Source organism: Nocardia sp. NPDC127526, from assembly GCF_042672265.1.
GTDB lineage: Bacteria > Actinomycetota > Actinomycetes > Mycobacteriales > Mycobacteriaceae > Nocardia.
In genome coordinates this window covers 1-21682 of the sequence record NZ_JBHXVO010000003.1, presented here as the reverse complement: position 1 = coordinate 21682, position 21682 = coordinate 1, and the positions used below count along the sequence as shown (strand labels likewise).

General features: G+C 68.0%; 22 protein-coding genes. 8 read left to right on the top strand and 14 right to left on the bottom strand.

All coding sequences use genetic code 11. The features are described 5' to 3' along the window. Nucleotide 1 precedes the first annotated feature (1 nt). Nucleotides 2-547, bottom strand: a complete 546-nt coding sequence (locus tag ACFVIV_RS06225; protein ID WP_379193723.1) for a single-stranded DNA-binding protein — start codon at nucleotides 545-547, stop codon at nucleotides 2-4. Between the two features lie 104 nt (nucleotides 548-651). Beyond that, nucleotides 652-942 carry a 30S ribosomal protein S6 gene (rpsF, locus tag ACFVIV_RS06220; protein WP_067533214.1) on the bottom strand — a complete coding sequence of 97 codons (291 nt, stop codon included), beginning with the start codon at nucleotides 940-942 and terminating at the stop codon, nucleotides 652-654. Nucleotides 943-1136: 194 nt separating this feature from the next. Here rpsF and ACFVIV_RS06215 point away from each other — a divergent pair, with 194 nt between their 5' ends. Continuing rightward, nucleotides 1137-2558 carry a glycosyltransferase family 87 protein gene (locus ACFVIV_RS06215; protein WP_379193722.1) on the top strand — a complete coding sequence of 474 codons (1422 nt, stop codon included), beginning with the start codon at nucleotides 1137-1139 and terminating at the stop codon, nucleotides 2556-2558. On the opposite strand, the gene ACFVIV_RS06210 is transcribed toward ACFVIV_RS06215, so the two are convergent. Continuing rightward, nucleotides 2463-3005: a CGNR zinc finger domain-containing protein gene (locus ACFVIV_RS06210; protein WP_379193721.1), complete on the bottom strand. Its 543-nt coding sequence runs from the start codon at nucleotides 3003-3005 to the stop codon at nucleotides 2463-2465. The genes ACFVIV_RS06215 and ACFVIV_RS06210 overlap by 96 nt on opposite strands. Before the next feature lie 85 nt (nucleotides 3006-3090). Between ACFVIV_RS06210 and ACFVIV_RS06205 the strand changes: the two genes are divergently transcribed. After that, nucleotides 3091-3999, top strand: coding sequence for a DMT family transporter (locus ACFVIV_RS06205; protein WP_379193720.1), 909 nt, complete (start codon nucleotides 3091-3093; stop codon nucleotides 3997-3999). Nucleotides 4000-4036: 37 nt separating this feature from the next. Then, nucleotides 4037-4999, top strand: coding sequence for a DUF389 domain-containing protein (locus tag ACFVIV_RS06200; RefSeq protein ID WP_379193719.1), 963 nt, complete (start codon nucleotides 4037-4039; stop codon nucleotides 4997-4999). A gap of 1 nt (nucleotide 5000) precedes the next feature. On the opposite strand, the gene ACFVIV_RS06195 is transcribed toward ACFVIV_RS06200, so the two are convergent. From ACFVIV_RS06195 to ACFVIV_RS06185, 3 genes are all read right to left on the bottom strand, one after another. Next, entirely contained in the window at nucleotides 5001-5630 is a 630-nt protein-coding gene (locus ACFVIV_RS06195; RefSeq protein ID WP_379193718.1) for a Tellurium resistance, read from the bottom strand. A 93-nt stretch (nucleotides 5631-5723) separates the two neighbouring features. After that, entirely contained in the window at nucleotides 5724-6836 is a 1113-nt protein-coding gene (locus ACFVIV_RS06190; RefSeq protein ID WP_379193717.1) for a DUF475 domain-containing protein, read from the bottom strand. 132 nt (nucleotides 6837-6968) lie between these two features. Further along, nucleotides 6969-7544, bottom strand: a complete 576-nt coding sequence (locus ACFVIV_RS06185) for a TerD family protein (RefSeq protein ID WP_379193716.1) — start codon at nucleotides 7542-7544, stop codon at nucleotides 6969-6971. 215 nt (nucleotides 7545-7759) lie between these two features. On the opposite strand from ACFVIV_RS06185, the gene ACFVIV_RS06180 reads away from it, so the two are divergent. From ACFVIV_RS06180 to ACFVIV_RS06165, 4 genes are all read left to right on the top strand, one after another. Further along, nucleotides 7760-8956, top strand: a complete 1197-nt coding sequence (locus ACFVIV_RS06180; RefSeq protein WP_379193715.1) for a hypothetical protein — start codon at nucleotides 7760-7762, stop codon at nucleotides 8954-8956. Nucleotides 8957-9051: 95 nt separating this feature from the next. After that, complete coding sequence (locus ACFVIV_RS06175) at nucleotides 9052-10209, top strand: HpcH/HpaI aldolase/citrate lyase family protein (protein ID WP_379194191.1); 1158 nt, start codon at nucleotides 9052-9054, stop codon at nucleotides 10207-10209. Then, the gene (locus tag ACFVIV_RS06170) at nucleotides 10206-12953 is read left to right on the top strand and encodes a phosphoribosyltransferase (RefSeq protein ID WP_379193714.1); all 2748 of its coding nucleotides are present in this window, start codon (nucleotides 10206-10208) and stop codon (nucleotides 12951-12953) included. Before ACFVIV_RS06175 ends, ACFVIV_RS06170 begins: the two co-directional genes overlap by 4 nt. Nucleotides 12954-13015: 62 nt before the next feature. Then, complete coding sequence (locus ACFVIV_RS06165) at nucleotides 13016-13801, top strand: HAD family hydrolase (RefSeq protein ID WP_379193713.1); 786 nt, start codon at nucleotides 13016-13018, stop codon at nucleotides 13799-13801. Between the two features lie 86 nt (nucleotides 13802-13887). On the opposite strand, the gene ACFVIV_RS06160 is transcribed toward ACFVIV_RS06165, so the two are convergent. The 8 genes from ACFVIV_RS06160 to ACFVIV_RS06125 form a co-directional block, all read right to left on the bottom strand. Beyond that, entirely contained in the window at nucleotides 13888-14634 is a 747-nt protein-coding gene (locus ACFVIV_RS06160) for an isocitrate lyase/phosphoenolpyruvate mutase family protein (protein ID WP_379193712.1), read from the bottom strand. 49 nt (nucleotides 14635-14683) lie between these two features. Continuing rightward, nucleotides 14684-15409 carry a dihydroxyacetone kinase phosphoryl donor subunit DhaM gene (gene dhaM, locus ACFVIV_RS06155; protein WP_379193711.1) on the bottom strand — a complete coding sequence of 242 codons (726 nt, stop codon included), beginning with the start codon at nucleotides 15407-15409 and terminating at the stop codon, nucleotides 14684-14686. After that, entirely contained in the window at nucleotides 15406-16041 is a 636-nt protein-coding gene (gene dhaL, locus ACFVIV_RS06150; protein WP_379193710.1) for a dihydroxyacetone kinase subunit DhaL, read from the bottom strand. Before dhaL ends, dhaM begins: the two co-directional genes overlap by 4 nt. Continuing rightward, nucleotides 16041-17042, bottom strand: a complete 1002-nt coding sequence (gene dhaK, locus ACFVIV_RS06145) for a dihydroxyacetone kinase subunit DhaK (RefSeq protein WP_379193709.1) — start codon at nucleotides 17040-17042, stop codon at nucleotides 16041-16043. Before dhaK ends, dhaL begins: the two co-directional genes overlap by 1 nt. 82 nt (nucleotides 17043-17124) lie before the next feature. Beyond that, entirely contained in the window at nucleotides 17125-17853 is a 729-nt protein-coding gene (locus ACFVIV_RS06140) for a hypothetical protein (RefSeq protein ID WP_379193708.1), read from the bottom strand. Between the two features lie 99 nt (nucleotides 17854-17952). Continuing rightward, the gene (locus ACFVIV_RS06135) at nucleotides 17953-18711 is read right to left on the bottom strand and encodes an AIM24 family protein (protein ID WP_379193707.1); all 759 of its coding nucleotides are present in this window, start codon (nucleotides 18709-18711) and stop codon (nucleotides 17953-17955) included. A 7-nt stretch (nucleotides 18712-18718) separates the two neighbouring features. Next, nucleotides 18719-19426, bottom strand: coding sequence for an AIM24 family protein (locus tag ACFVIV_RS06130; RefSeq protein ID WP_379193706.1), 708 nt, complete (start codon nucleotides 19424-19426; stop codon nucleotides 18719-18721). Nucleotides 19427-19436: 10 nt separating this feature from the next. Beyond that, on the bottom strand, nucleotides 19437-20060 hold the full coding sequence (locus ACFVIV_RS06125; protein ID WP_379193705.1) for an AIM24 family protein: 624 nt from the start codon (nucleotides 20058-20060) through the stop codon (nucleotides 19437-19439). A 112-nt stretch (nucleotides 20061-20172) separates the two neighbouring features. On the opposite strand from ACFVIV_RS06125, the gene ACFVIV_RS06120 reads away from it, so the two are divergent. After that, a complete protein-coding gene (locus tag ACFVIV_RS06120; RefSeq protein ID WP_379193704.1) occupies nucleotides 20173-21624 on the top strand; it encodes a TerD family protein in 1452 nt (483 codons plus the stop codon). Nucleotides 21625-21682 lie beyond the last annotated feature (58 nt).

Genomic DNA, 21682 nt, shown 5'->3' with positions numbered 1-21682 from the left:
GTTAGAACGGCGGTTCGTCATCCATCTGGCCGCCCCCGAAGGAGCCGGCCGCGGGCGCACTGCCCCACGGGTCGTCGCCGGCGCTCTGCTGCCCGCCACGACCTCCGCCACTGCCACCGCCGGAGAAGCCTCCGCCGCCGCCCTGGCCGCCGCCGCTGAAACCACCGCCACCACCGCCGCGGGTGGTCTTGTTGATCTTCGCGGTCGCGTACTTGAGCGAAGGACCGACCTCGTCGACCTCGAGTTCGACGACCGTGCGCTTCTCACCCTCGCGGGTTTCGTAGGAGCGCTGCTTGAGTCGTCCGCTCACGATCACTCGCGAGCCCCGGGTCAGGCTCTCGGCGACATTCTCCGCAGCTTCACGCCAGATGTTGCAGCGCAGGAAAAGCGCTTCGCCGTCTTTCCATTCATTGGTATTACGGTCGAACACACGGGGAGTCGACGCGACGGTGAAGTTCGCGACGGCCGCGCCCGCGGGCGTGAATCGAAGCTCGGGGTCAGCCGTCAGGTTTCCGATGACGGTAATGACCGTGTCGCCTGCTGCCATGGTTCCTCCTGCTTTCCGGTGCAGTCCGCAATTGCACTCGCGCTGTTGCCAGTCAGCCTAGAGATAGGCACCGACGGTTACGAGTGCACGTGCGGGAGGACGGGCTACTTCTTGTCGAGGCGCAGCACCTTGGTGCGCAGCACCGACTCGTTCAGCCCCAGCTGGCGGTCGAGCTCGCTCACGGTGGCGGATTCGGCGGTCAGGGTGACGACCGCGTAAATGCCTTCGCTCTGCTTGCCGATTTCGTAAGCCAGACGACGACGGCCCCAGATATCGACGTTGTCGACCTTGCCGCCTTCCTGACCAACGACGCCGAGCATCGTGTTCAGGTTCGGGCCAACGGTGCGCTCGTCCAGGCTCGGATCGAGAATAACCATCACTTCATAATGACGCACGGACCTCATCACCTCCTGTGGACTGTGAACGGCCACGGACTTTCCGTGGCAGGAGGGTTCGTTGCGTCAGCAACCCGACAAGGCTACATGAACGCCTGTTGAGCAGCGAAATCGGGTGCCGAGCGGGCGAACTTCGCACATACTCGCCGAGTAAAACGGGCGTGGGTCGGGGGTCGCCGCCTAGGGTGGTCCCCATGTCGACCCGACCCGCCACCAGTGCTCCGGTCACCGGCCGTGCGGCGGGTTCGGTGATCGCGCTCACCTCGGTGCTGGTGTGCGCGTTCACGCTGCTGCTGGCCTATTTCAACAAGGCGCGGTGCGCGGGCGCGCCGTTCGACGGCTCGGGACGCAGCACGATCTTCGATATCTACAAGGACGCGAACGTCTGTTATTCCGATATCCAGCTGCTGTGGCTGGGGCGGGATATCAATGAGCATGTCTTCCCGTACGTGTCCGGCGGCATCACCGCGGACGGGGCGCTCACCGGCGGGGTCGTCGAATATCCGGTGCTGAGCGGGCTGCTCATGTGGCTCGGCGCCATCGGCGCGCACGACGATGCCGCGTTCCTGCTGCATACGGCGTTGATTCTGGCGCCGTTCGCGCTGCTCACCGCCTATATGCTGACCAAACTGGCCGGCCGGGCGGCGCTGTTGTGGGCGGCCGGGCCCCCGCTGGTGCTGTACGCCTTCCACAACTGGGAATTGCCGGTGGTGTTCACCGCGGTCGCCGCGATCTACGTGGTGACGACGATGACCCGGTATTCGTTGCGGGCCAGGGGAATCGCGGCGGCGATTTTGCTGGCCATCGGCTTCTGCTTGAAGTTGTATCCGGGAATCTTCGTGCTGCCGTTGCTGATTCACGTGCTGCTCGGCGAGCCGGACCGCGCCGATTACTGGCAGGTGCGGCGGTACGACGTGCGCGGCGCGATCGCCGTGGCCGCGGCGGCCATCGGCACGGTGGTGCTGGTGAATCTGCCGTTCGCGCTGGCCGGTTACGAGGGCTGGCGCGCGTCGATCACCTTCCAGCAGCTGCGCCAGGCCGACATCACCACCAATTCCATCTGGTACTGGGGTTTGCGGCCCATGTTCGGCGCCGCCGCCGACTCCGAGGCGACCTTCCAGGATGTGGTGTCGACGGCCTCGCCGCTGCTGGTGCTGGCCTCGTTCGGGCTGGCGGTCTGGCTGGGCATGCGCCGCCACGTGCTCACCGGCGTGTTCCCGTGGGTCGGCGTCAGCGGCGCCATGCTGTGTGGATTCCTGTTGTTCCACAAGGTGCATTCACCGCAGTACACCCTGTGGCTGATCCCGTTCCTGGTGCTCCTGGAAGTGCGCTGGTCGCTGATCGGCGTCTATCTGCTGGCCGATGCGGCCATCGGCATCGGCGTATTCCGCTACTTCTACAAGCTCGGTTCCGGTTATCCGGCCGAATTCGAAGAGCACATAGTGCAATTCGGCGTCTGGGGCCGGGCGGTGCTGCTGGTGGTGTTCTTCTTCGCCTTCGTCTCGGCCGCGCCGCGCAGGCTAGGAATGTTCGGTATGCCGGGCGCGAAAGGCCGCGCTCTTGGCCCGGTTTCCGCATACGGTCATATCGCACCAGCGACGCGAACCGCCGCGTGAGGTGTCGAGATAGAGGCGGGTACATTCCGACCGCCCGCATTCCTTGATTCGATTCCGATCCGGTCCGCCGAATAATTCGATTGCGCTGCGGGCGATTTCGGTCAGCGCGCGATCCGCGGTGCCGAGGCGTCGCACGGTCCCGTCGGCCCGCAGCGTGACCTCCGGCAGCGCCCCGTGCGCGAGGGCATTGACGACCTTGCGATCGGGCAGGGCGAGCGGTTCGCCGGCCATGGCCGCCAGCGCCATCCGATAGGCCGCCTCCCGTAGCGCCACGGCCTGCGCCAGCGTGTCCGCATCGCAGTCCGGCGCGGTGTCGAGCAGTCCCGCCGCGACCGTCCAGGCCCCGAAGTCGGCGGGCGTCGGCAGCAGTTCCGCGGCATAGCTGCGCCGCCCCTTCACCGTGCCGATGAAGTCGAGCGTGAGGTTGCCACTGACGAAGCCGAACACCCCTTCATAGTAACCGCCTTGACAGGTTACCGAGGGCGATGCCACGGTGATAACCGTCTTAGGTGGTTACTTGGTGGGAGGCTTTGTGGACAATCGGTTGTTCGAACTCGCGGCCCCTCCGGCCCTGATCCTCATGTGGAGCAGCGCTTTCATCGCCGGCATCATCGGCGTCGGATCCGCCCCTCCCATGCTGGTGCTGTTCACCCGCTTCGCCGTGGCGGGCGCGCTCCTGCTCGTCTACGCCCTCCTCTCCGGTGCGATCTGGCCGCGCGGCCGGCTGCTCGCCCACACCCTGATCGCGGGCCTGCTCATGCAGGTGGTCCAGTTCGGCGGCTTCTACACCGCCATGAGCCAGCACGTCAGCGCCGCCGTCGTCTCGCTCATGCAGGGCCTGAGCCCCGTGGTGATCGCGGTCTTCGCCGGCGTCCTCGGCGAAACCGTGACCCCGCGCCAATGGCTGGGCTTCGGAATCGGCGGTCTCGGAGTCGGATTGGCTGTCGTCGACCAATCCGTGTTCTCCGTGACCGGCCTGCTGCTGTGCGTGGTCGGCCTGGCCGGCCTGAGCCTGGGCACCGTCTATCAGAAGCGCTTCACCCCCGGCATCGACCCGCGTGCCGCCACGGCCCTGCACGTCGCGGTCAGCGCCCCGTTCGCGGGTGTGATCGCCGTACTGGGCCACGACTTTCACGTCTCGGATCCCGGTCGCTTCGCCGCCGCCATGACCTGGATGGTGCTGATCAACTCGATGGCCGCGTTCCTGCTGTTCAACTACATGCTGTTGCGCTGGGACAACACCCGGGTCGGCCGCTTCCTCTTCGCCACGCCCGCGGCGACCACCGTGCTGGCCTGGTGGCTGGTCGATCAGCGGGTCGGGCCGCTGACCATTGTCGGATTGAGTGCGGGCCTGGTCGGCATGGTGCTGGCCTCCCGCCGCGCGACGCCGCCCGCGCCCGTCCCGGAATCCGCGACACCACTGCCGGTTTCACACCGATAAGAAGCCGTAAAGCCGCTGGCAGGGCAAACTGTTCGGCATGCTGCACCTGCGTGTCATGGCTCCCGACACTATGACCGACGAGATCGTCGGACTGCTCGACAAGGACGAGGCCGTCAGCGGCTTGGCCGTCCTGCGCGGCGCCGCCGTCCGCCCGGCCGGCGATCTGATCATGGCCCAGGTGGCCCGCGAGGGCGCCAATGACATCGTGCAGAACCTGCGCGGCATGAAGGTGCACCACGCCGGGTCCATCGAATTGGAGCCGGTGGGAACCTGGTTGTCGCGCAGGGGGTTCGAGGCGGAGATCCGGACGCCGGGCAGCAGCGCCGACGCCGTGGTGTGGTCGCAGGTGGCGCAGCGCTCCTATGAGGAGAGCGAACTCAACTGGACCTACCTGAGTTTCATGACCCTGGCGACCATTATCGCCACCATCGCCATCGTGCTGGATTCGCAGATCCTGGTGATCGGCGCCATGGTGCTCGGCCCCGAATTCGGCGCGATCGCCGCTCTCGGCGTCGCCCTGGTGCGACGGCGCTGGGTATTGGGGCGGTTGGCCATTCGCACCCTGGTGCTGGGCTTCGTCGCCGCCATCATGGTCACCATCCTGCTGACCCTCATCGGCCGCGGGCTGGGCTGGATCACCATCGACGACGTGACCGGCGAGCGCCCGAGCACCGCGTTCATCTACACCCCGGACAAGTGGTCGTTCATCGTGGCCGTGGTGGCCGGCGCGGCGGGCGTGCTCGCGCTCACCTCCGAGAAGGCCGGTGGACTTTCCGGCGTGTTCATCTCGGTCACCACCATCCCGGCGGCCGGAAATATCGCGCTCGGAACGGCATTCGGCGTCGGTTCGGCGGTATGGGGCAGCACCCTGCAACTGGTCGTGAACATCGCGGGCATGGCCGCGGCGGGCTGGGCGACCCTGGCCTTCCAGCAGGCCGTCTGGTCCCGGATCTCGGTGCGGCGGGCCAAGCACATGGCGCTGCCCCGCCGCATGCTGTGAGCTATTTGCGCGCCGGCGACCAGTTCATGCCCCACCCGTACGCCTCGTCGATGGCGCGCTGATTGCCATTGATGTAGCGCACTTCCCGCTGCACCGTCAGCCCGCCGCGGGTGTGCCGCAAGAGCGCGATGGCGCAGGAGCGCGCCCCGTCCACCGGTGAGTCCAGGCGCACCTCGATCTGCGGGCCGACCGTCGGGAACAGCGTGACCACGCCATCGGCCGACGCCCAGTTGGCCACGCCCTCATAGATATAGGCGAAGATCAGCACGCGCTTGAAGATCTCGGGCCGCGCCAGATTCACGTGCATGTTCTCGCCGCCGGCGGCCTGACCGCTGCGATCGTCGCCGTCGAGGTGGATGAACGGCGGCTGGTGCAGCGAACCGAAATTATTGCCCAGCGCCTGCACCACGCCCTTGCGTCCGTCGGACAGCTCGTAGAGGCAGGCCAGATCGAGATCGATGGCGCCGGAGCGTTTGAACAGCCCCCGCTTCTTGCCCTGGGACCAGTTCAGATTGACCCGCATGACGCCGTGACTGTCACCGGGTTTGGTGAGCGTCACCGACGGGGTGGTCTTGGACAGGGTGACTTTACCGAGATTGACGCCGCCGGAACCGGGCTGCTGAGACGTCATGAACACCATCCCCCCTCAGGGATTTTCATGAAACGAACCGCGCCCGTCACGCGAATTCGCGTGACGGGCGCGGGAGTTCGCGGAGTGATCCGCTCAGCCTACCGGGGTGGCTTCCTTGTCACTGACACTTTCCGGCTCGTCCCCGCCCTCACGCCGATTGCGCATGATGCTGGTGATGAACGCCGCGCCGATGAAGCCGACGCCGATCAGACCGGTGAAGAGCTCGTTGACGTGCACGCCGATCGAGATCAGCAGGATGACCGCCAGCGCGCCGATGGCCCAGTGCGCACCGTGCTCCAGGTACACGTACTCCGACAGCGTGCCCTTGCGGACCAGGTACACGGTGATGGACCGGACGAACATGGCGCCGATCAGGCCCAGGCCCAGCGCGATCAGGATCGGGTCGGAGGTGATGGCGAAGGCGCCGATGACACCGTCGAAGGAGAACGAGGCGTCGAGAACCTCCAGGTAGAGGAACAGGAAGAAGCCCGCCTTGCCGGTGGCCTTGGCCAGTCCGGACGGTCCGGCGTGCTCGGCCTCCTCGACCATCTCCTCGGTGTGGAACATGGATCCGAGGCCGTCCACCACGATGTAGGTCACGATGCCGAGAATGCCGCCCAGCAGCACGGTGGAGCGGTGCGCCTCATCGGCGGCGAATTCCGCGGCCAGCACCACGCCGACCAGGGCCACGACCACCGCGAGCATGTCCAGCTTGCCGAGCTTGGCCAGCGGCCGCTCCAGCCAGCCGAGCCAGGTGATGTCGCGCTCCTCGAGAATGAAGTTCAGGAACAGCAGCAGCAGGAAGGCGCCGCCGAAGGAGGCGATCTGCGGGTGCGCGTCGGTCAGCAGCTTCTCGTAGCTGGGGCTGCCGTCCGGGAAGGTGAGCGCATCGCCCGGCGGCGGGTTCAGCGCCAGGTCGAACGCGTCGATCGGGTTCAGGCCCGCGGTAATCCACACGATCGCCAGCGGGAACACCAGGCGCATACCGAAGACGGCGATGAGAATGCCGACGGTCAGGAAGATCTTCTGCCAGAATTCGCTCATCCGCTGCAGCACGGTGGCGTTGATGACGGCGTTGTCGAACGACAGCGACACCTCGAGGATGCCCAGGATGGCGCACAGTGCCAGCGCTGTCGGTCCGCCGTACACGAATGCGACCACGAGGGACAGCACCGTGACAATGATGGAGAGGCCAAATATGCGCACCGCTAGGGGGCCTTTCGGGTTGTGCCGCGAGTTCGTTCGAGGCTCGGGTTCTATCGTCGGCTTGCGCCGAGGATCGTCGCACGAGGGAGGGCCCGTACGCCCGAGCCCCCCTGGTGCGTCGGATTACTCGGTCTAGACGTTGACGCCGTAGTCGCGGGCGATGCCCGCCAGGCCGGAGGCGTAGCCCTGGCCGATGGCCCGGAACTTCCACTCGGCGCCATTGCGGTACAGCTCGCCGAAGACCATGGCGGTCTCGGTCGAGGCGTCCTCGCTCAGGTCGTAGCGGGCCAGCTCGGTGCCGTTGGCGCGGTCGACGACGCGGATGTAGGCGTTGCGGACCTGGCCGAAGGACTGGCTGCGCGATTCGGCTTCGTAGATCGAGACCGGGAAGAAGATGGACTCGATGGTCGGCGGGGTCGCCTGCAGGTCGACGTTGATGACCTCGTCGTCGCCCTCGCCCTCACCGGTGCGGTTGTCACCGGCGTGCACGATGGCGCCCTCCGGGGAGGACAGGTTGTTGAAGAAAATGAAGTGCTTGTCCGAAACGACCTTCTTGTCGGCACCGGTCGCGATGGCGCTCGCGTCCAGGTCGAAGTCGGTCCCGGTGGTGGTTCGCACATCCCAGCCCAGGCCGACCGACACGGCGGTCAGATTCGGAGCCTGCTTCGTCAGCGAAACATTGCCGCCCTTGGACAAACTGACACCCATGCGGGGAATCCCTTCCGTTGGAATGCGTTTCTAGCGTTGTTTGTATCGCGGTATGTCCGAATTGCCGGTGTCCGCCAGTACGACAGTAGTAGCTTTCGGCGGGTCTGCGCATGAACAAACCGAGGACATCATGCGTGACAACCCTGTCGCGTGACATGTCCCTGTACAGATCGTGATACTCGCCGATGGTGTGAACGGTTGCCTACCATCGGGGCGTGGCAGGCCGTAGGCGGGGATGGTTCCGCACCTCTCGGGACAATGAATGGGTTCAACAGGCCCGGCAGGCGCTGACGGCGGCCTTCCTGGACATGGATCGCCGCCAGAGCATTGCCGACGCCGGCGTGGCGGCCTCGGCGCAGATGTTCCCGGACCGCGGGCTGCTGGAGCGCTGGGAACCGGTGCGGGCGCGCTGCTACGACGCCGCGGGCAGCTATTTGGCTCTGAGCGAACGCCTGGACCAGGCCGAACGCGACGGCACCGTCATACCGCAGCCCGAACTCGACGCGCAGGTGCGCAAATTGGCCGAGGCCGCCCGCGGGGTCGACGAGTTCTACGGCGCGAATCAGGCTCATCTCGAGCACGCCGTCGCCGTCTACGGCACGGTGCCGCAATTGGTGACCCAGGTGCGGGCCGCCGCCCAGCAGACGCGGCAGGCGGCGGAGGCCTCGCCGTATGCCGGGTACCCGTCGGTGCGGCGCGCCGCGGCCGCGGTGGATGAGGGTCTGGTCACACTCGAGGCGGCGGCCGGCGCCGGTGCGGGTGTGGCGCGTGAGGCCGCGACGCAGTTGGAGGCGGTGACCCGAACTCTGTCAAGGGCCCTGGAAGACGCACCGGGCAAACAGCATTCGGCGACCACCGCGCTCGCCTCGGCGGGTACCCGGCTGGCCGCGGCCCGGCATCGCACCGAGCGCATCCCGCCGGCCATGTCCGCGCTGCTCCGGGAGTTCCATGCTGCGAGTTCGGCGGATTTGGCCAACAATGAACGGGAAGCCCACCGAGCCATCGATGCCGCCGACGCGGACCTGTCGCGAGCCCGGGCCGCATTGCAGAACAACGACCCGGAGCAAACCCTTGAGCTGACCACATCCGCCCGCGCGCACCTCGCCGCCGCCGAGGAACAGGCCGACGCCGTCACCGACCGGTTGGCACTACTACGCGAAGTGCGCGCACAACCACAAGACAAGGCCAAGGCCGTCCGGTTCAAACTGCGCGATGCGCAGATGCTGGCGGTGAACAACGGCCTGGTCGCCCAATGGGGGACCGTGCTGGATGCCCAGTCCGATCGGCTGGAGCGGGTCTCCGGCAGTCTCACCGGGCGGCATCCCGACTACTGGGCGTATGTGTCCGAACTCGATGCCATCTCGACTTTCATCGCGGGTGTTGTCGATCGAATGAGAAAAACCGATAGCTAAACCGACCGACTAGTAGGAGGAATTGGGGGCCGATGACCGCGATTATCACCACCTGCCCGGACGTCGCCCCCGTATCCCTGCACAAGCGCCAGCCCATGCGGCACTTCCGGCAGGTACCCGGGCCCGAGCTACGGCTGCTGTTCCATCAGCTGCCCGAGCCCTTCGGCGACTCCACCGACCGCGAACTGCTCGCCATGGCGCTGGGCGCGACGCTGTACGTGCCCGCCACCCGGGCCGACCTCACCGCCACCATTGTGCGCCGCGCCGAGTGCGGCGTCATCTCCATGGTCATCGACCTGGAGGACGCCGTCGCCGACCACGATCTGGAATTCGGCAAGAAACAGGCCGCCGCCACCCTCGACGAGCTCGGCGCGGGCACCGACCTGTACCCGCTGCTGTTCGTGCGGGTGCGCGACGCCGAGTCCATCGGCGAGATCGTCGACCGGCTCGGACCGGGCGCGCGCGTGCTCACCGGCTTCGTGTTCCCGAAATTCGACAGCAGCACCGGGGCCGAATACCTCGATGCCATTGCCGAGGCGTCGGAACGCCTGGGCCGCACCGTCTTCGGCATGCCCGTGCTGGAATCGCCGTCGCTGGTGCATCGCCAGACCCGCGACAGCGAACTGCACCGCATCCAGGCCATGCTCACCGAACATCGGGAACGGGTGCTCGCGGTGCGCATCGGGGCCACGGATATGTGCTCCACCTTCGGCATTCGCCGCGATCGCGATCTGACCATCTACGACGTGCGGGTGGTGGCCGACGTCATCGCCGATATCGTCAACTATCTGGGGCGCACCGACGGCACCGGCTTCATTATCACCGGGCCGGTCTGGGAGTACTTCGCCGACCACGCCCGCATGTTCCGGCCGCTGCTGCGCACCTCGCCCTTCGCCGAGGTGGACGCGGTGCTGTTCCGGGAATACCTGGTCAGCCGGGACCTGGACGGCCTGCTGCGCGAGATCGTGCTCGACCGGACCAACGGCATTCAGGGCAAGACCGTCATCCACCCCTCGCATGTGGCCGTCGTGCACGCGCTGGCGGTGGTGACGCACGAGGAGTACTCCGACGCCCTCGACATCCTGGGCCGGGACTCCGGCGGGGTGGCGGCCTCGGAGTACCGCAACAAGATGAACGAGATGAAACCGCACCGCAGCTGGGCGCACCAGACCATGCTGCGGGCGCGGGTGTTCGGGGTGACCAATAAGGGAGTGTCGTTCGTGGATCTGCTGAAAGCGCTGGTGGCCTCGTGAATTCGGCGGGCGGCGCCGTGAACTCCGCGCCCTGGGCGACCCGGGAACTCGGACTCGGACTGCGGCACGAGAACTCCTACGTGCCCGACCGCTGGGAGATTCCCGCGCTCATCGAACCCGGGCTGCGGCGCAATCCGCGCCGGGCGCACCTGCTGGTCTCCACCGTGCTGGGCAAGCACCTGCCGACCGATCCGCACCGCGTCATCGACGCGGGCAACCGGCTCGGCGACCTGGTCCGCGAGGTGCTCGGCGCCCAACCGGCCGTGGTCCTCGGATTCGCCGAAACCGCAACGGGTCTCGGCCACTGCGTGGCCGCCCGCATCCAGGCCGACTGCTACCTGCACTCCACCCGGCGCGACGTGCCGACCGCCGAGACGCTGACCGGATTCGAAGAGGGCCACTCACACGCCACCTCGCACCTGCTCCAGCCCGCCCCCGCCGCGATCTTCATGAACCAGCTCCCCATGGTGCTGGTGGACGACGAGATCTCCACCGGCGCAACGGCGATCGACGCCATCCGCGCCCTGCACGAGTTCACCCCGCGCCCGCACTACATCCTGGCCTCGCTGGTGGACATGCGCACCGACGCCGACAAGACGGCCTTCGACAAGGCCGCCGCCGACCTGGGCGTACGCATCGACACCGTCTGCCTCGCCTCGGGCGCTACCCTGCTCCCCGCCGACCTGGTCGATTCCGTTGCCGCCCTGCCGGACCCGCAACTCAACCCGGTCGCCGCCGTCCGCGGCGAGTTCGCCCGCATCGAACTCCCCTGGCCGAGTGCCGTTCCCGAGGGCGGACGGCACGGGATTCTCGCCTCCGATGCGAAACCGTTCGAAGCGGCGCTGTCCCACGCCGCCGAGGTGCTGTGGCGCGAACTCGACGCCCTGCCCTGGGCCACCGCCCCCGATGCCGCCCCGGACCGAGCGGCCGGTCTGCGCCCCGTCATCGTGCTCGGCCACGAAGAGCTCATGTACCTGCCGCTGCGCCTGGCCGCGGCCCTGGCCGATGACGGCGTCCCGGTCCGCTACCAGACCACCACCCGCTCCCCCGCCTACGTACTCGACGAGCCCGGATACCCGCTGCGCCGCGGATTCCGTTTCACCGCACCGGAACCCGACACCGAGGCCCCGCGCTACCTCTACAACGCGCACTGGCCCGAGCCCGCCCCCGCCGACCCGATCCTGCTCGTCGTCGTCGACGACCCGGCCGACACCGACCAGCTCACCGCTCCGGGGGGCGTCATCGACGTCCTGACCGCCTCCGGCGCCGACGTCGCCCTCGCGGTCCTGCCCGCGGCCGACCCGCGAGCCCTGGCAGCCACCCGCGAGGCGGCAGCGCGCCACATTGACGAGACAGGCGACGTCGACGCACCTGATCCGGCACTATCGGTCGCGGCCCGCGAGGGGGCGGCGCGGCTCGACGAAGTGGCTGACCGGCGACGACGGCCCGCGGCCTCGGAGATGGCCACCCCTCGCGGGCGGGATCCGCATGCGGCAGAGGACAATATGGACGTGGGGGAAGGTGTATTGCGCATGTCGCAGCCCTCGGCGGGGGAGGGTGCCGTGCTGGGAAGCCCCGTGTCCGCGTCGTCCGAGGGCGGTGATCGAGGCCCGGCGGCGGCCGGGCAGCACGCTCTGCCGGAGCCCTTGCAGGGACCGGGGTTCGGGTCCTATGCCGCCGACGAGGTGACCTGGTTGCTGAAGGATCTCTCCGACGTGGATCTGGAAGCCGATGTGGCCGAGCGCGAGCAGCGCATTCAGGCCGGGGTCGCGCACTATGCGGAATCGCTGCCGGTGGAGTATCAGCCGGACGCGGCCTATCGGGAGCTGTTCGACAAGGTGCTGGCCGAGAGTGCGGAGCGGCTGGCGCTGGCCGTGGCCACGGTGTCGGAGCTGGTGGTGGCCGAGCGGGGCGAGGACATCGTGCTGGTGTCGCTGGCGCGGGCTGGGACGCCGGTGGGGATTCTCATGCGGCGGTGGCTGGCGGCGCGGGGGGTGGAGGCGCCGCACTATGCGGTGTCCATCGTGCGTGATCGCGGTATCGACGCGGTAGCACTGGATTACCTTGCCCGCCATCATGATCCGGCGAACGTGGTGTTCGTGGACGGCTGGACCGGCAAGGGCGCGATCACCCGGGAACTTACCGAGGCGCTCGACGCCTACCACGCGGCGGGCGGGGCGCGGTTCAACGACGAGCTCGCGGTGCTGGCCGATCCCGGCAGCTGCGTGCGCGTGTACGGCACCCGCGATGATTTCCTCATTGCCTCGGCGTGCCTGAATTCCACTGTGTCCGGCCTGGTTTCGCGCACCGTCCTGAACGACGAGCTGATCGGGCCGCGTGAGTTCCACGGGGCGAAGTTCTATCGGGAACTCGCCGGTGACGATGTCTCCGGTCGCCTGCTCGATACGGTGTCCGCCGCCTTCGACACCGTGCGCCCCCGGGTCGCCGAGCACCTCGCCGCGGTCCGGGCCGCCGATCGCACGCCCACCTGGGCGGGCTGGGCGTCGGTCGAGAAGGTGCGCGAGGCCTATGGCATCGCCAGCGTGAACTTCGTGAAACCCGGTGTGGGCGAGACGACTCGGGTGCTGCTGCGCCGCGTCCCGTGGCGGGTGCTGGTGCGCGAGGCCGATGCCCCCGAGCACGCCCACATCCGCATGCTCGCCGCCGCCCGCGGCGTTCCCGTCGAGGTCGTGCCCGATCTCGCCTACGCCTGCATGGGCCTGATCAAGGATGTAAAGAAGTAATCGTGGACCGAAGACGACTATCCCGCAGAAGAACCTTGGTCGCGACCGATCTTGATCGCACCATGATCTACTCCCGCAACGCTTTCGACGCCACACCCGAGCTGTCCACCGTCTGTGTGGAACACCTGGAGGGCGCACCCCTGTCCTTCATGACCAGCACCGCCGCCGACCGCATGCGCACCCTCACCCGGCCCGCCGCGGTCATCCCCACCACGACTCGAACCATCAAGCAGTTCAACCGCATTCGCCTGCCCGGCGCCCCCTGGCGCTACGCCATCACCACCAATGGCGGCAATATCCTGGTCAACGGCATTCCGGATATGCGCTGGCGCATCGACCTCGACGCCGAGGTCCGCGCCACCAGCGCCACCCTGTCCGAGGTCAATGCCGAACTCCGCTCCCGCATCGACGATTCCTTCGTCACCAAGTTCCGCGTCGCCGACCACCTGTTCTGCTACCTGGTGGTCAAACCCAAACACGTCCCCGACGGCTTCCTCGCCGAATGGGACGCCTGGTGCCGCCCCCGCGGCTGGTCCGCCTCCCAGCAGGGCCGCAAGATCTACACCATGCCCCTGGCGGTCTGTAAAAGCCGTGCGGTAGCCGAAGTTCGCCGCCGCCTCACCGATTCCGGCGAACTCTCCGCCGAAGCCCGCCTCTTAGCGGCCGGCGACGGCGCCCTGGACGCCGAAATGCTGCGCGCCGCCGACTCCGCCATCCGCCCCCGCCACGGCGAACTCGAACAACTCGACTGGACCCACCCCAACCTCACCATCACCCGCGCGACCGGCATCCTCGCCGGCGAGGAAATCATCAACTGGTTCATCAAATCCGCGCCCCCCGCGGAGTGAAACAGCATCGACCGGGAACTGGTGGCGGCATTTCGCGAGTAGCCCCCGCCACCAGTGCCCGGTCGGCGTCGTTTCAGTTCAGCGCCTCAGCGCCAGGCCTCGAAGAGGCGATTGGCCTCGGCGGCCAGGGCGCGTTGCAGGAAGGGGCCGAAACTGATCCGGGCGGCGCCCAGTTCGGCGTACTGGGCGCGAGTCGCCTTCTCCGGGAAGTCGATCGCATTGACCGGCAGCGGGAGTTCCGCGCACAGGCGGCGCTGGGTCTCGGCGTCGTGCACGCCGACCGGGTAGAGCACATCCGCGCCCGCCGCGGCGCACAACCGCAGCCGGGAGAGCGCCTCCTCGATCTTGTCGCCGGTGACGTCCGGGCGCATGATCACGTCGGTGCGGGCGTTGATCACGACGTGCACATCGGTGGCGTCCGCCACCTGGCGCAGTTCCGCGATCAGATCGGCATGCTCCTGCGGTTCGCGCAGCCGCTTGCCCTCGCTGTGCACGGTGTCCTCGATATTGAAGCCGACCGCGCCGGCGTCCAGCAGGCCCTCGATAATGTGGAACGGCTTGAGCCCGTACCCGGATTCGAGATCCACCGACACGGGAATGCTCACGGCCGTGGTGATCTCCCGGACGCGGCCCGTCACGTCGGCGAAGGCCATTCCCTCGCCGTCGCCCTTGCCCAGCGAATCCGCCAGCGGATGGCTCCCCACCGTGAGCGCCGAGAACCCGGCCTCCTGCACCAGTTTCGCCGACCATGCGTCCCACACGGTCGGCAGAATCACCGGATCACCCGGCTTGTGTAGTCCCAGAAATGTTGCGGCCTTCTCCTTCAACGTCATACGCCGATCCTGCTCTATCGGCGCACGGGGCGAAAGGAGTTCGTCTCACCTAGCTGGGCTCTTCGCCGGTGACCAGGTCGCGGATCAGTTGAATGGCCTGGGCCGCTTGCGGGCCGGAGGCGGTGACGCCGAGTTGGTGGCCCGGTAGTAGGCCGAGGGTCATGACGCGGGTGAGGCTGTCGGCGGGGACCGGGCCGGCGCCGGTGGTGGCGTTGCGGAGGTCCACTTCGGCATCGAGGGCGCGGAGGGCGGCCACCAGGGCGGCGGCGGGGCGGGCGTGCAGGCCGTCCTTATTGGTCACCACGATGACGGCTTCGCGGCGCAGGGCGGGCGAGGTGGTGGAGGAGTTGTCGGGTTGCGCTGTGGGGGACGGGGTTTGGCCGAGTTGCAGGTGCTTGCCGGCCAGGGCGTGGTCGGCTTCCCAGGCGACCGTGTCCAGGGTGGCGCCGCCGCCGGCCGCGGCCACCGCGGTGACCAGGCCTTCTACCAGCGGCGCGCCGCTTAATCGGACCTGATCGGGGGAGGGGACGAATTCGAGGGCGGTTTCGGCGGACAGGACGGCGCTGCCGAGATCCATGAGGACCAGGACGCCGTCGCCGGTATCGGCGGCGGTAATGGCATCGGCGACGGCCACCGCATCGGTGCCGAAGGTGTGCTCGTCGAGACCGGCGGCTATTTCGATGCGGACCCGTTGATCGGGCAGGATCTCGGTGGCGAGATCGACGGCGGCGCGGGCCAGGGCGCGGCTGTGCGAGACGATCACCAGGCCGATCACCGCAGCGCCTCGCGCGCCGCGCGGACCAGCAGGGCGGCGCTGGTCGCGCCCGGATCCTGGTGGCCCGCACTGCGTTCGCCGAGATACGAGGCGCGGCCCTTGCGGGCGATGAGCGGAATCGTGGCGTCCCGGCCCGCTGCGGCGGCATGGACGGCGGCGTCGAGGGCCGCGACGGCGGAATCGCCTGCGGCGACGTGTTTGTCGAGGGCGTCGGCGGCGGGAGTGAGGGCATCGACCATGGTCTTGTCACCCGGATCCGCCTTGCCGCGGGCGATGACGCCGTCCAGGCCGGCGCGGAAGGCGCGGGCGAAATCGGCGATATCCGAACCTGTTTCGATGGCGCCCGCGAAGCGCAGGAAGAAGGTGCCGTAGAGCGGGCCGCTCGCGCCGCCGATGGTGCGGATGAGCGTCATGGCGGTCTGCTTGGCCGCGTCGGCGGCAGACGCCGAATCATCCGAGCCGGAAGAGGCCGAATCATCCAGGGCGGCAACGGCCGCGGTCAGGCCGCGCTGCATATTCGTCCCGTGATCGGCGTCGCCGATGGCGGCATCGAGGTCGGTGAGTTCCTCGGCCTGCGCATCGACGAGGGCGGCGAACGCGCGGACCCAGGCCGGGACGTCGACGGCCGTCATCAGATTCCCCACCGTAGCGACGGGGTTCGGACGGGTGCGTCCCACAGCGCGGTCAACTCGTCGTCGAGCCGGGTCAGCGTGACCGAGCAGCCCGCCATCTCCAGCGCGGTGATGTACGGGCCCACCAAGGATCGCGCGATCTCCACCCCGTGGCCGCGCAGGATTCGCGCCACCTCGTCGAACATCAGGTACAGCTCGATGAGCGGCGTTCCGCCCATGCCGTTGACGAAGCAGAGCACGCGATCACCGGCGGCGAAGGGCAGATCCGCGAGAATCGGTTCGACCAGCATCTCGGCAATGTCCTTGGCCGGCGCCAGGGGCACGCGCAGGCGGCCCGGTTCGCCGTGAATGCCGATGCCGATCTCCATTTCCCCCTCACCCAGATCGAAGGTGGGCCGCCCGGCCGCGGGAACCGTGCACGAGGTGAGCGCCATGCCCATACTGCGCGAATTGTCGTTCACGGCGGTCGCGATGCGGGCCACCTCCGCCAGCGGGCGGCCGGCCTCGGCGCCCGCGCCCGCCATCTTCTCCAGGATCACCGTCGCCCCGACCCCGCGCCGCCCGGCGGTGAACGTGCTGTCCTCCACCGCCACATCGTCGTTCACCACCACCGACAGCACCGGCGAGCCGGTCTCGGCGGCGGCCAGTTCGGCGGCCATATCGAAGTTCATGACATCGCCGGTGTAGTTCTTCACGATGTGCAGCACCCCGGCCCCGGCGTCCACGGCGGTGGTGGCGGCCAGAATCTGATCCGGCACCGGGGAGGTGAATATCTCACCCGGACAGGCGGCGTCGAGCATGCCCGGGCCGACGAAGCCGGCGTGCAGGGGTTCGTGACCGGAGCCGCCGCCGGAGACCAGGCCCACCTTGCCCGCGATCGGCGCGTCGGCGCGCACCACGATTCGCGCTTTGGCGTCCACGCGCAGCTCCGGGTGTGCGGCGGCCATGCCGGCCAGCGCGGCGTCGACCACCTCGGCCGGGTCGTTGATCAGCTTCTTCACCGAATTCTCCTCTGCGAAGGCCGGTTCGGATCCCCTCCGGTCAGATTGGCACTCCGGGCGCGGGCGTGGTGCCGGTTTCGGGCTATTCGGGAGCGCCCTCCTCCAGTGACCGGGCCAGTTCGATATCGGTCACGAGTTGCACCATGAGATCGCGCAGCTCGCAATCGGGCAGGTGGTGGGCGGCGAACTCGAAGGGTTCGGAGACGTCGAGCCCGCCCTGGGTGGCGGCCAGAATGACCCACGGAATGCCGACGTCGGCGACGCCCAGGCGCTCGCGCACCAGATCGAGGGTGTCGTCGATCAATCCGGTGCGGCGGGACACCGCGGTGGTCATCTGCTCGTCGAGTTCGGCGCGGCGCGATTCCAGCGCGCCCAGGTCGGCGAGGACCTCCTGGGCGGGCGTGGTGCGCACCGAGCCGTCCTCGTACACCTGGAAGCCCTCGTTGACCGCCGTCGTGCCCAGCGAGACCTCGGTCTCCGCCAGATCGGGCAGGGTGCGCAGGCAGTCCAGCACCGCGTCCAGCGCGGCCACCAGCCGGTCGCGAATATCGCGGCGGCGCACCACTTCCCGTTCGGCGTCTTCGCGTTCGGAGAGCACCTGTTCGACCGCGCGGCCGATCTGGAAGGCCATGGCGGTGGATTCCGGCGCCCACCCGCCCTGCGGGACGAATTCGCCGTCCTTGGGCGTGACCGAGTCCAGGAAGCCGTTCACCGCGTCCAGCAGATCCTCGAGCTGTGCGCGGGACACGGCCGGATGCCGGAAGGCCCGGAGGTACTGTTCGTGCGTGTCCACGGGTTCACCGTCGCTCACTCGCTCGATACTGCCACGGGTAAGCGACCGACCAGCGTAAGTACAGCAAATACCCAGCGTGCCCTGGTCGGCAGTGGCTCTCGGTACCGGCGACGGCCCTCAGTACTGCTGGCCGCCCAGCTGCTGCACGATGGTGGCCTGTAGCCGCTGCAGGCCGTTGGGGGTGATCCCGCTCTGCAGCTGGCCCTCGATGGACCGCACCAGATGCGAATCGTCCATGACCTTCTCACTGGACTGGATCAGCACCGTGCCCGCGCCGGTGAAGTCGAACTGGCGTTCCTCCCCCGAGCTCACCCCGAACCGGGCCGCCCCGGCCGCCAGGAAACTCGACACCCAGCGCTGGTCGTAGTGATGACTCGGCGACGGGCAGTCCGCCCAGCCCACCAGCGACTCCGGATCCACCCGCAGCGGCGGCTCGGCGAACATGACCGGGCCATTGGAGGAGGCCAGGAACTTGCCGGTGCCGATGAGGGTCAGGAAGCCCGGCACGATGGACTGGTTCAGCGACAGCTCCGGCTCGAAGGCCAGCAGGTTGGCCGCGCGCACGGTCAGGTTGCCGTCGTCCAGGTCGAAGGAGTTGATGTTGTAGCCGCGATCGCCGATCACCAGCTTGCCGTGGCCTTCGGCAACCACGTAGTCATTGGTGAACAACGGCGCCGAGAACTGCTGCGACACCATGTGCATCAGCCCGCCCTGCAGGCCGTGCGTCAGCGCCCGGAACTCCATCTGCCCGTAGTAGGCGATCATGGCGCCCTTGCGCATGAACCACGGCTTGCGCAGATCGATGCAGTAGGCGTAGTCGTTGCCCGGAATATTGTCGCTCTCGCCGAGCGTCATCGGGTTCAGGATCTGGCTCATCGCACACTCACAGCTTCTGTTCCGAGGCTTGCACATACACGACGCCCTGACCGATGCAGTGCAGCTGCATGGCCTCACCCGCGCCGCGGCCCACCGCGTCCCGCCAGCTCATCGCCGACTTCAACTCGGTCTGCACATTCCCGTACGCGGCCACGAACGCCTGCGGATCCACCACCACCGGATACTGGCCGCCCACCGGCAATTCGATGAACCCGCCGTGCCCGAGCAACACCGCGCTGCCCTGACCGGAGATCTGCGTGGTGAACATGCCCTGGCCGGTGAGCACGCCGGCCGCCGCGCCGCGCAGCGCGCCCATCAGACCGCCGCCGCGTCCGCCGCCCTGGCCGCCGCCCGAACTCGCCACGGACACAACCGAACTCTGCAATGAGGCGGTATTGGCAAGCAGCCGTGAGGCTTCCACCCGCAGCACCGCGCCCGGCTGCATGTGCACGATATGGGTCTCCAGACCCGCGAAGCCGTAATGCACTTCGCCGTGCCCCTGCGCCAGCATGGTGCGCTCGTGCTCGCCGGCCATCATGCGCCCGGCCATGCCCATCAGCCCGCCCATGCCGCCCATCTGGCCCGCGCCGGGCACCTGATGCGGGGAGAAGGACACATCGCCGGTGTAGAACAGCATGGCGCCGGTGCGGGCCACCACGCCGCCCGCCTGGCCGACGTCGACCTTGACGACTTTTCCGTTGACCTGCTCGAACATTCGCTCTACCTCACCGCTCGGCGGGCTGGATCAACACCACGCCCTGCCCGTCCCAGCGCAGCGAGAAGGCCTCTCCACCGCCCTGCCCCATTACGGACCGCCAGCCGACATCGGTGATGAACGACTGGCTCAGCTGCCCGCGCGCGGCCACGAACGCATCCGGATCCACCACCAGCGGATACTGCGGCGACACCTCCAGATGAATGAGCGGACCGCCCGCCGAAAGCAAGGCCACCTGACCGACGCCGCTCACCGTGGTGGTGAACAGGCCCTGCCCGGTCGACGCGCCGCGCAGGCCCGCGAAAGACACATCGGTGCGCAGGTTTCCGGCGAAGGCCAGCAACTGCTGCGATTCCACCTGCAACGTCTCATTGTTCAGATTCACCACGGTGACGTGCTGACCGTTCACCGCGAAGAACACCCGGCCGTTGCCGGTGCACTCCATGAGCGAGAGGGATTCGCCGGTGGCGCGGCGCTTCAGGCCCGCGATCACACCGTCGCCCCCGCCGAAACCGGCGCTCTTGAACTGGACATTGCCCTCATAGGCGACCATGGACCCGGAGATCGCGCGGATACTGGTTCCGGCGAGATGAGCCTCGATCACCTTCTTCGATTTTTCGAACAGCTGCGCCATCGACCGCCCCGTAATCCGAACTGTGCCGCCACCCTAACCGATCGGTCGGCGGCTGGTACTGCCGATTTCTCGTAGAGTGGCAACGAACGCACCGACAAGCGAAGGGTCGACCTTGTCCGCAACACTGGTGAAGGGCCAGAACGGCCCTGTGAACGTCAATGACGTGGTGATCAGCATGCAGATCGCCGCGCCCGCCGATCTGTCCGCACTGCTGGTCACCGAGAGCGGCAAGGTCCGTTCGGACGCCGATTTCGTGTTCTTCAACCAGCCCAGCGGACCGGGTGTGAACCTGCAGCCCGGGCCCGGCGGGCAGCCCGCCGCCCTGCAAGTGTCGCTGGGCGCGGTGCCCGCCGATATCGCGCAGGTCCGCGCCGTCATCACCCTCGACGATCCCGGCAACAGCTTCGGGCGCATCAGCGCGCCCAGCGTTTTCGTCTCCGACGCGGGCGGGAACCGGTTGTTCGAGTACCGGATCGAAGGCCTCAGCAGCGAATCCATCGTGATCGCGCTGGAACTGTACCGGCGCCAAGGCAGCTGGAAGGTGCGCGCCGTCGGGCAGGGCTACGCGGGCGGATTCGCCGCCCTGGTCACCGATCACGGCGTGACGGTGAACGAAGCCCCGCAGACCCAGCAGGCTCCCCCGCCGCCTCCCGCTCCCGCGGGCTATCCCCCGCCGACCCAGCAGGCCCCCACCGGCGCATACCCCCCGCCCACCGAGCAGTTCGCTCCGACCGGCGGCTATCCCCCACCGGCACAGGGCTACCCGCCGCAGGGCGGTGGCTATCCGCCTCCCGCACAAGGCTTTCCACCACCGGGCCAGCCGCAGGGCCAGGGCTTCCCCCAGCCCGGCCAGGGCTATCCGCCTCCGGGTCAAGGCTATCCGCCGCCCGGTCAGGGCTACCCGCCCCCGCAGGGCGGCGGCTACCCGCCGTCCGGCCAGCAGGCCCCGCCCTCCGGCGATATCAACCTGTCCAAGGACCGCCCGGTCAGCCTGGTCAAGGGCCAGCGCGTCAACCTCCGCAAGGAGGGCGGCGCCGAACTCACCTTCGTGAAAATGGGCCTCGGCTGGGACCCGGTCAAGCGCAGCGGCATGTTCGGCAGCCGCGCCGTCGACATCGACCTCGACGCCTCGGTCATCATGTTCGCCGATATGAACCCCGCCGACGTGGTCTACTACGGCGCCCTGTCCTCCAAGGACGGCTCGGTCCGCCACTCCGGCGACAACCTCACCGGCGAAGGCGCCGGCGACGACGAGGTCATCCAGGTAGACCTCACCCGCATCCCCCAACACGTCACCACCCTCCTGTTCATCGTGACCTCCTACAAAGGCCACACCTTCGAACAGGTCGCAAACGCCTTCTGCCGCTTGATAGACGGCACCAACAACGCCGAACTCGCCCGCTACACCCTCGCCGGCGGCATGCCCTTCACCGCCATGGCCATGGCCAAGGTCTACCGCGCCGGCGGCACCGCCGACTGGAAAATGGAAGCCATAGGCGAAGGCTTCCAAGCCAAACACCCCGGCGAAGCCGTCCCCCAACTAGGCCGCTTCATCGGGGTGTAGAAAACGACTCTCGTAACTCTCAGGGGCTCCGCCCCCGAACCCCCGAACACAAGAGACC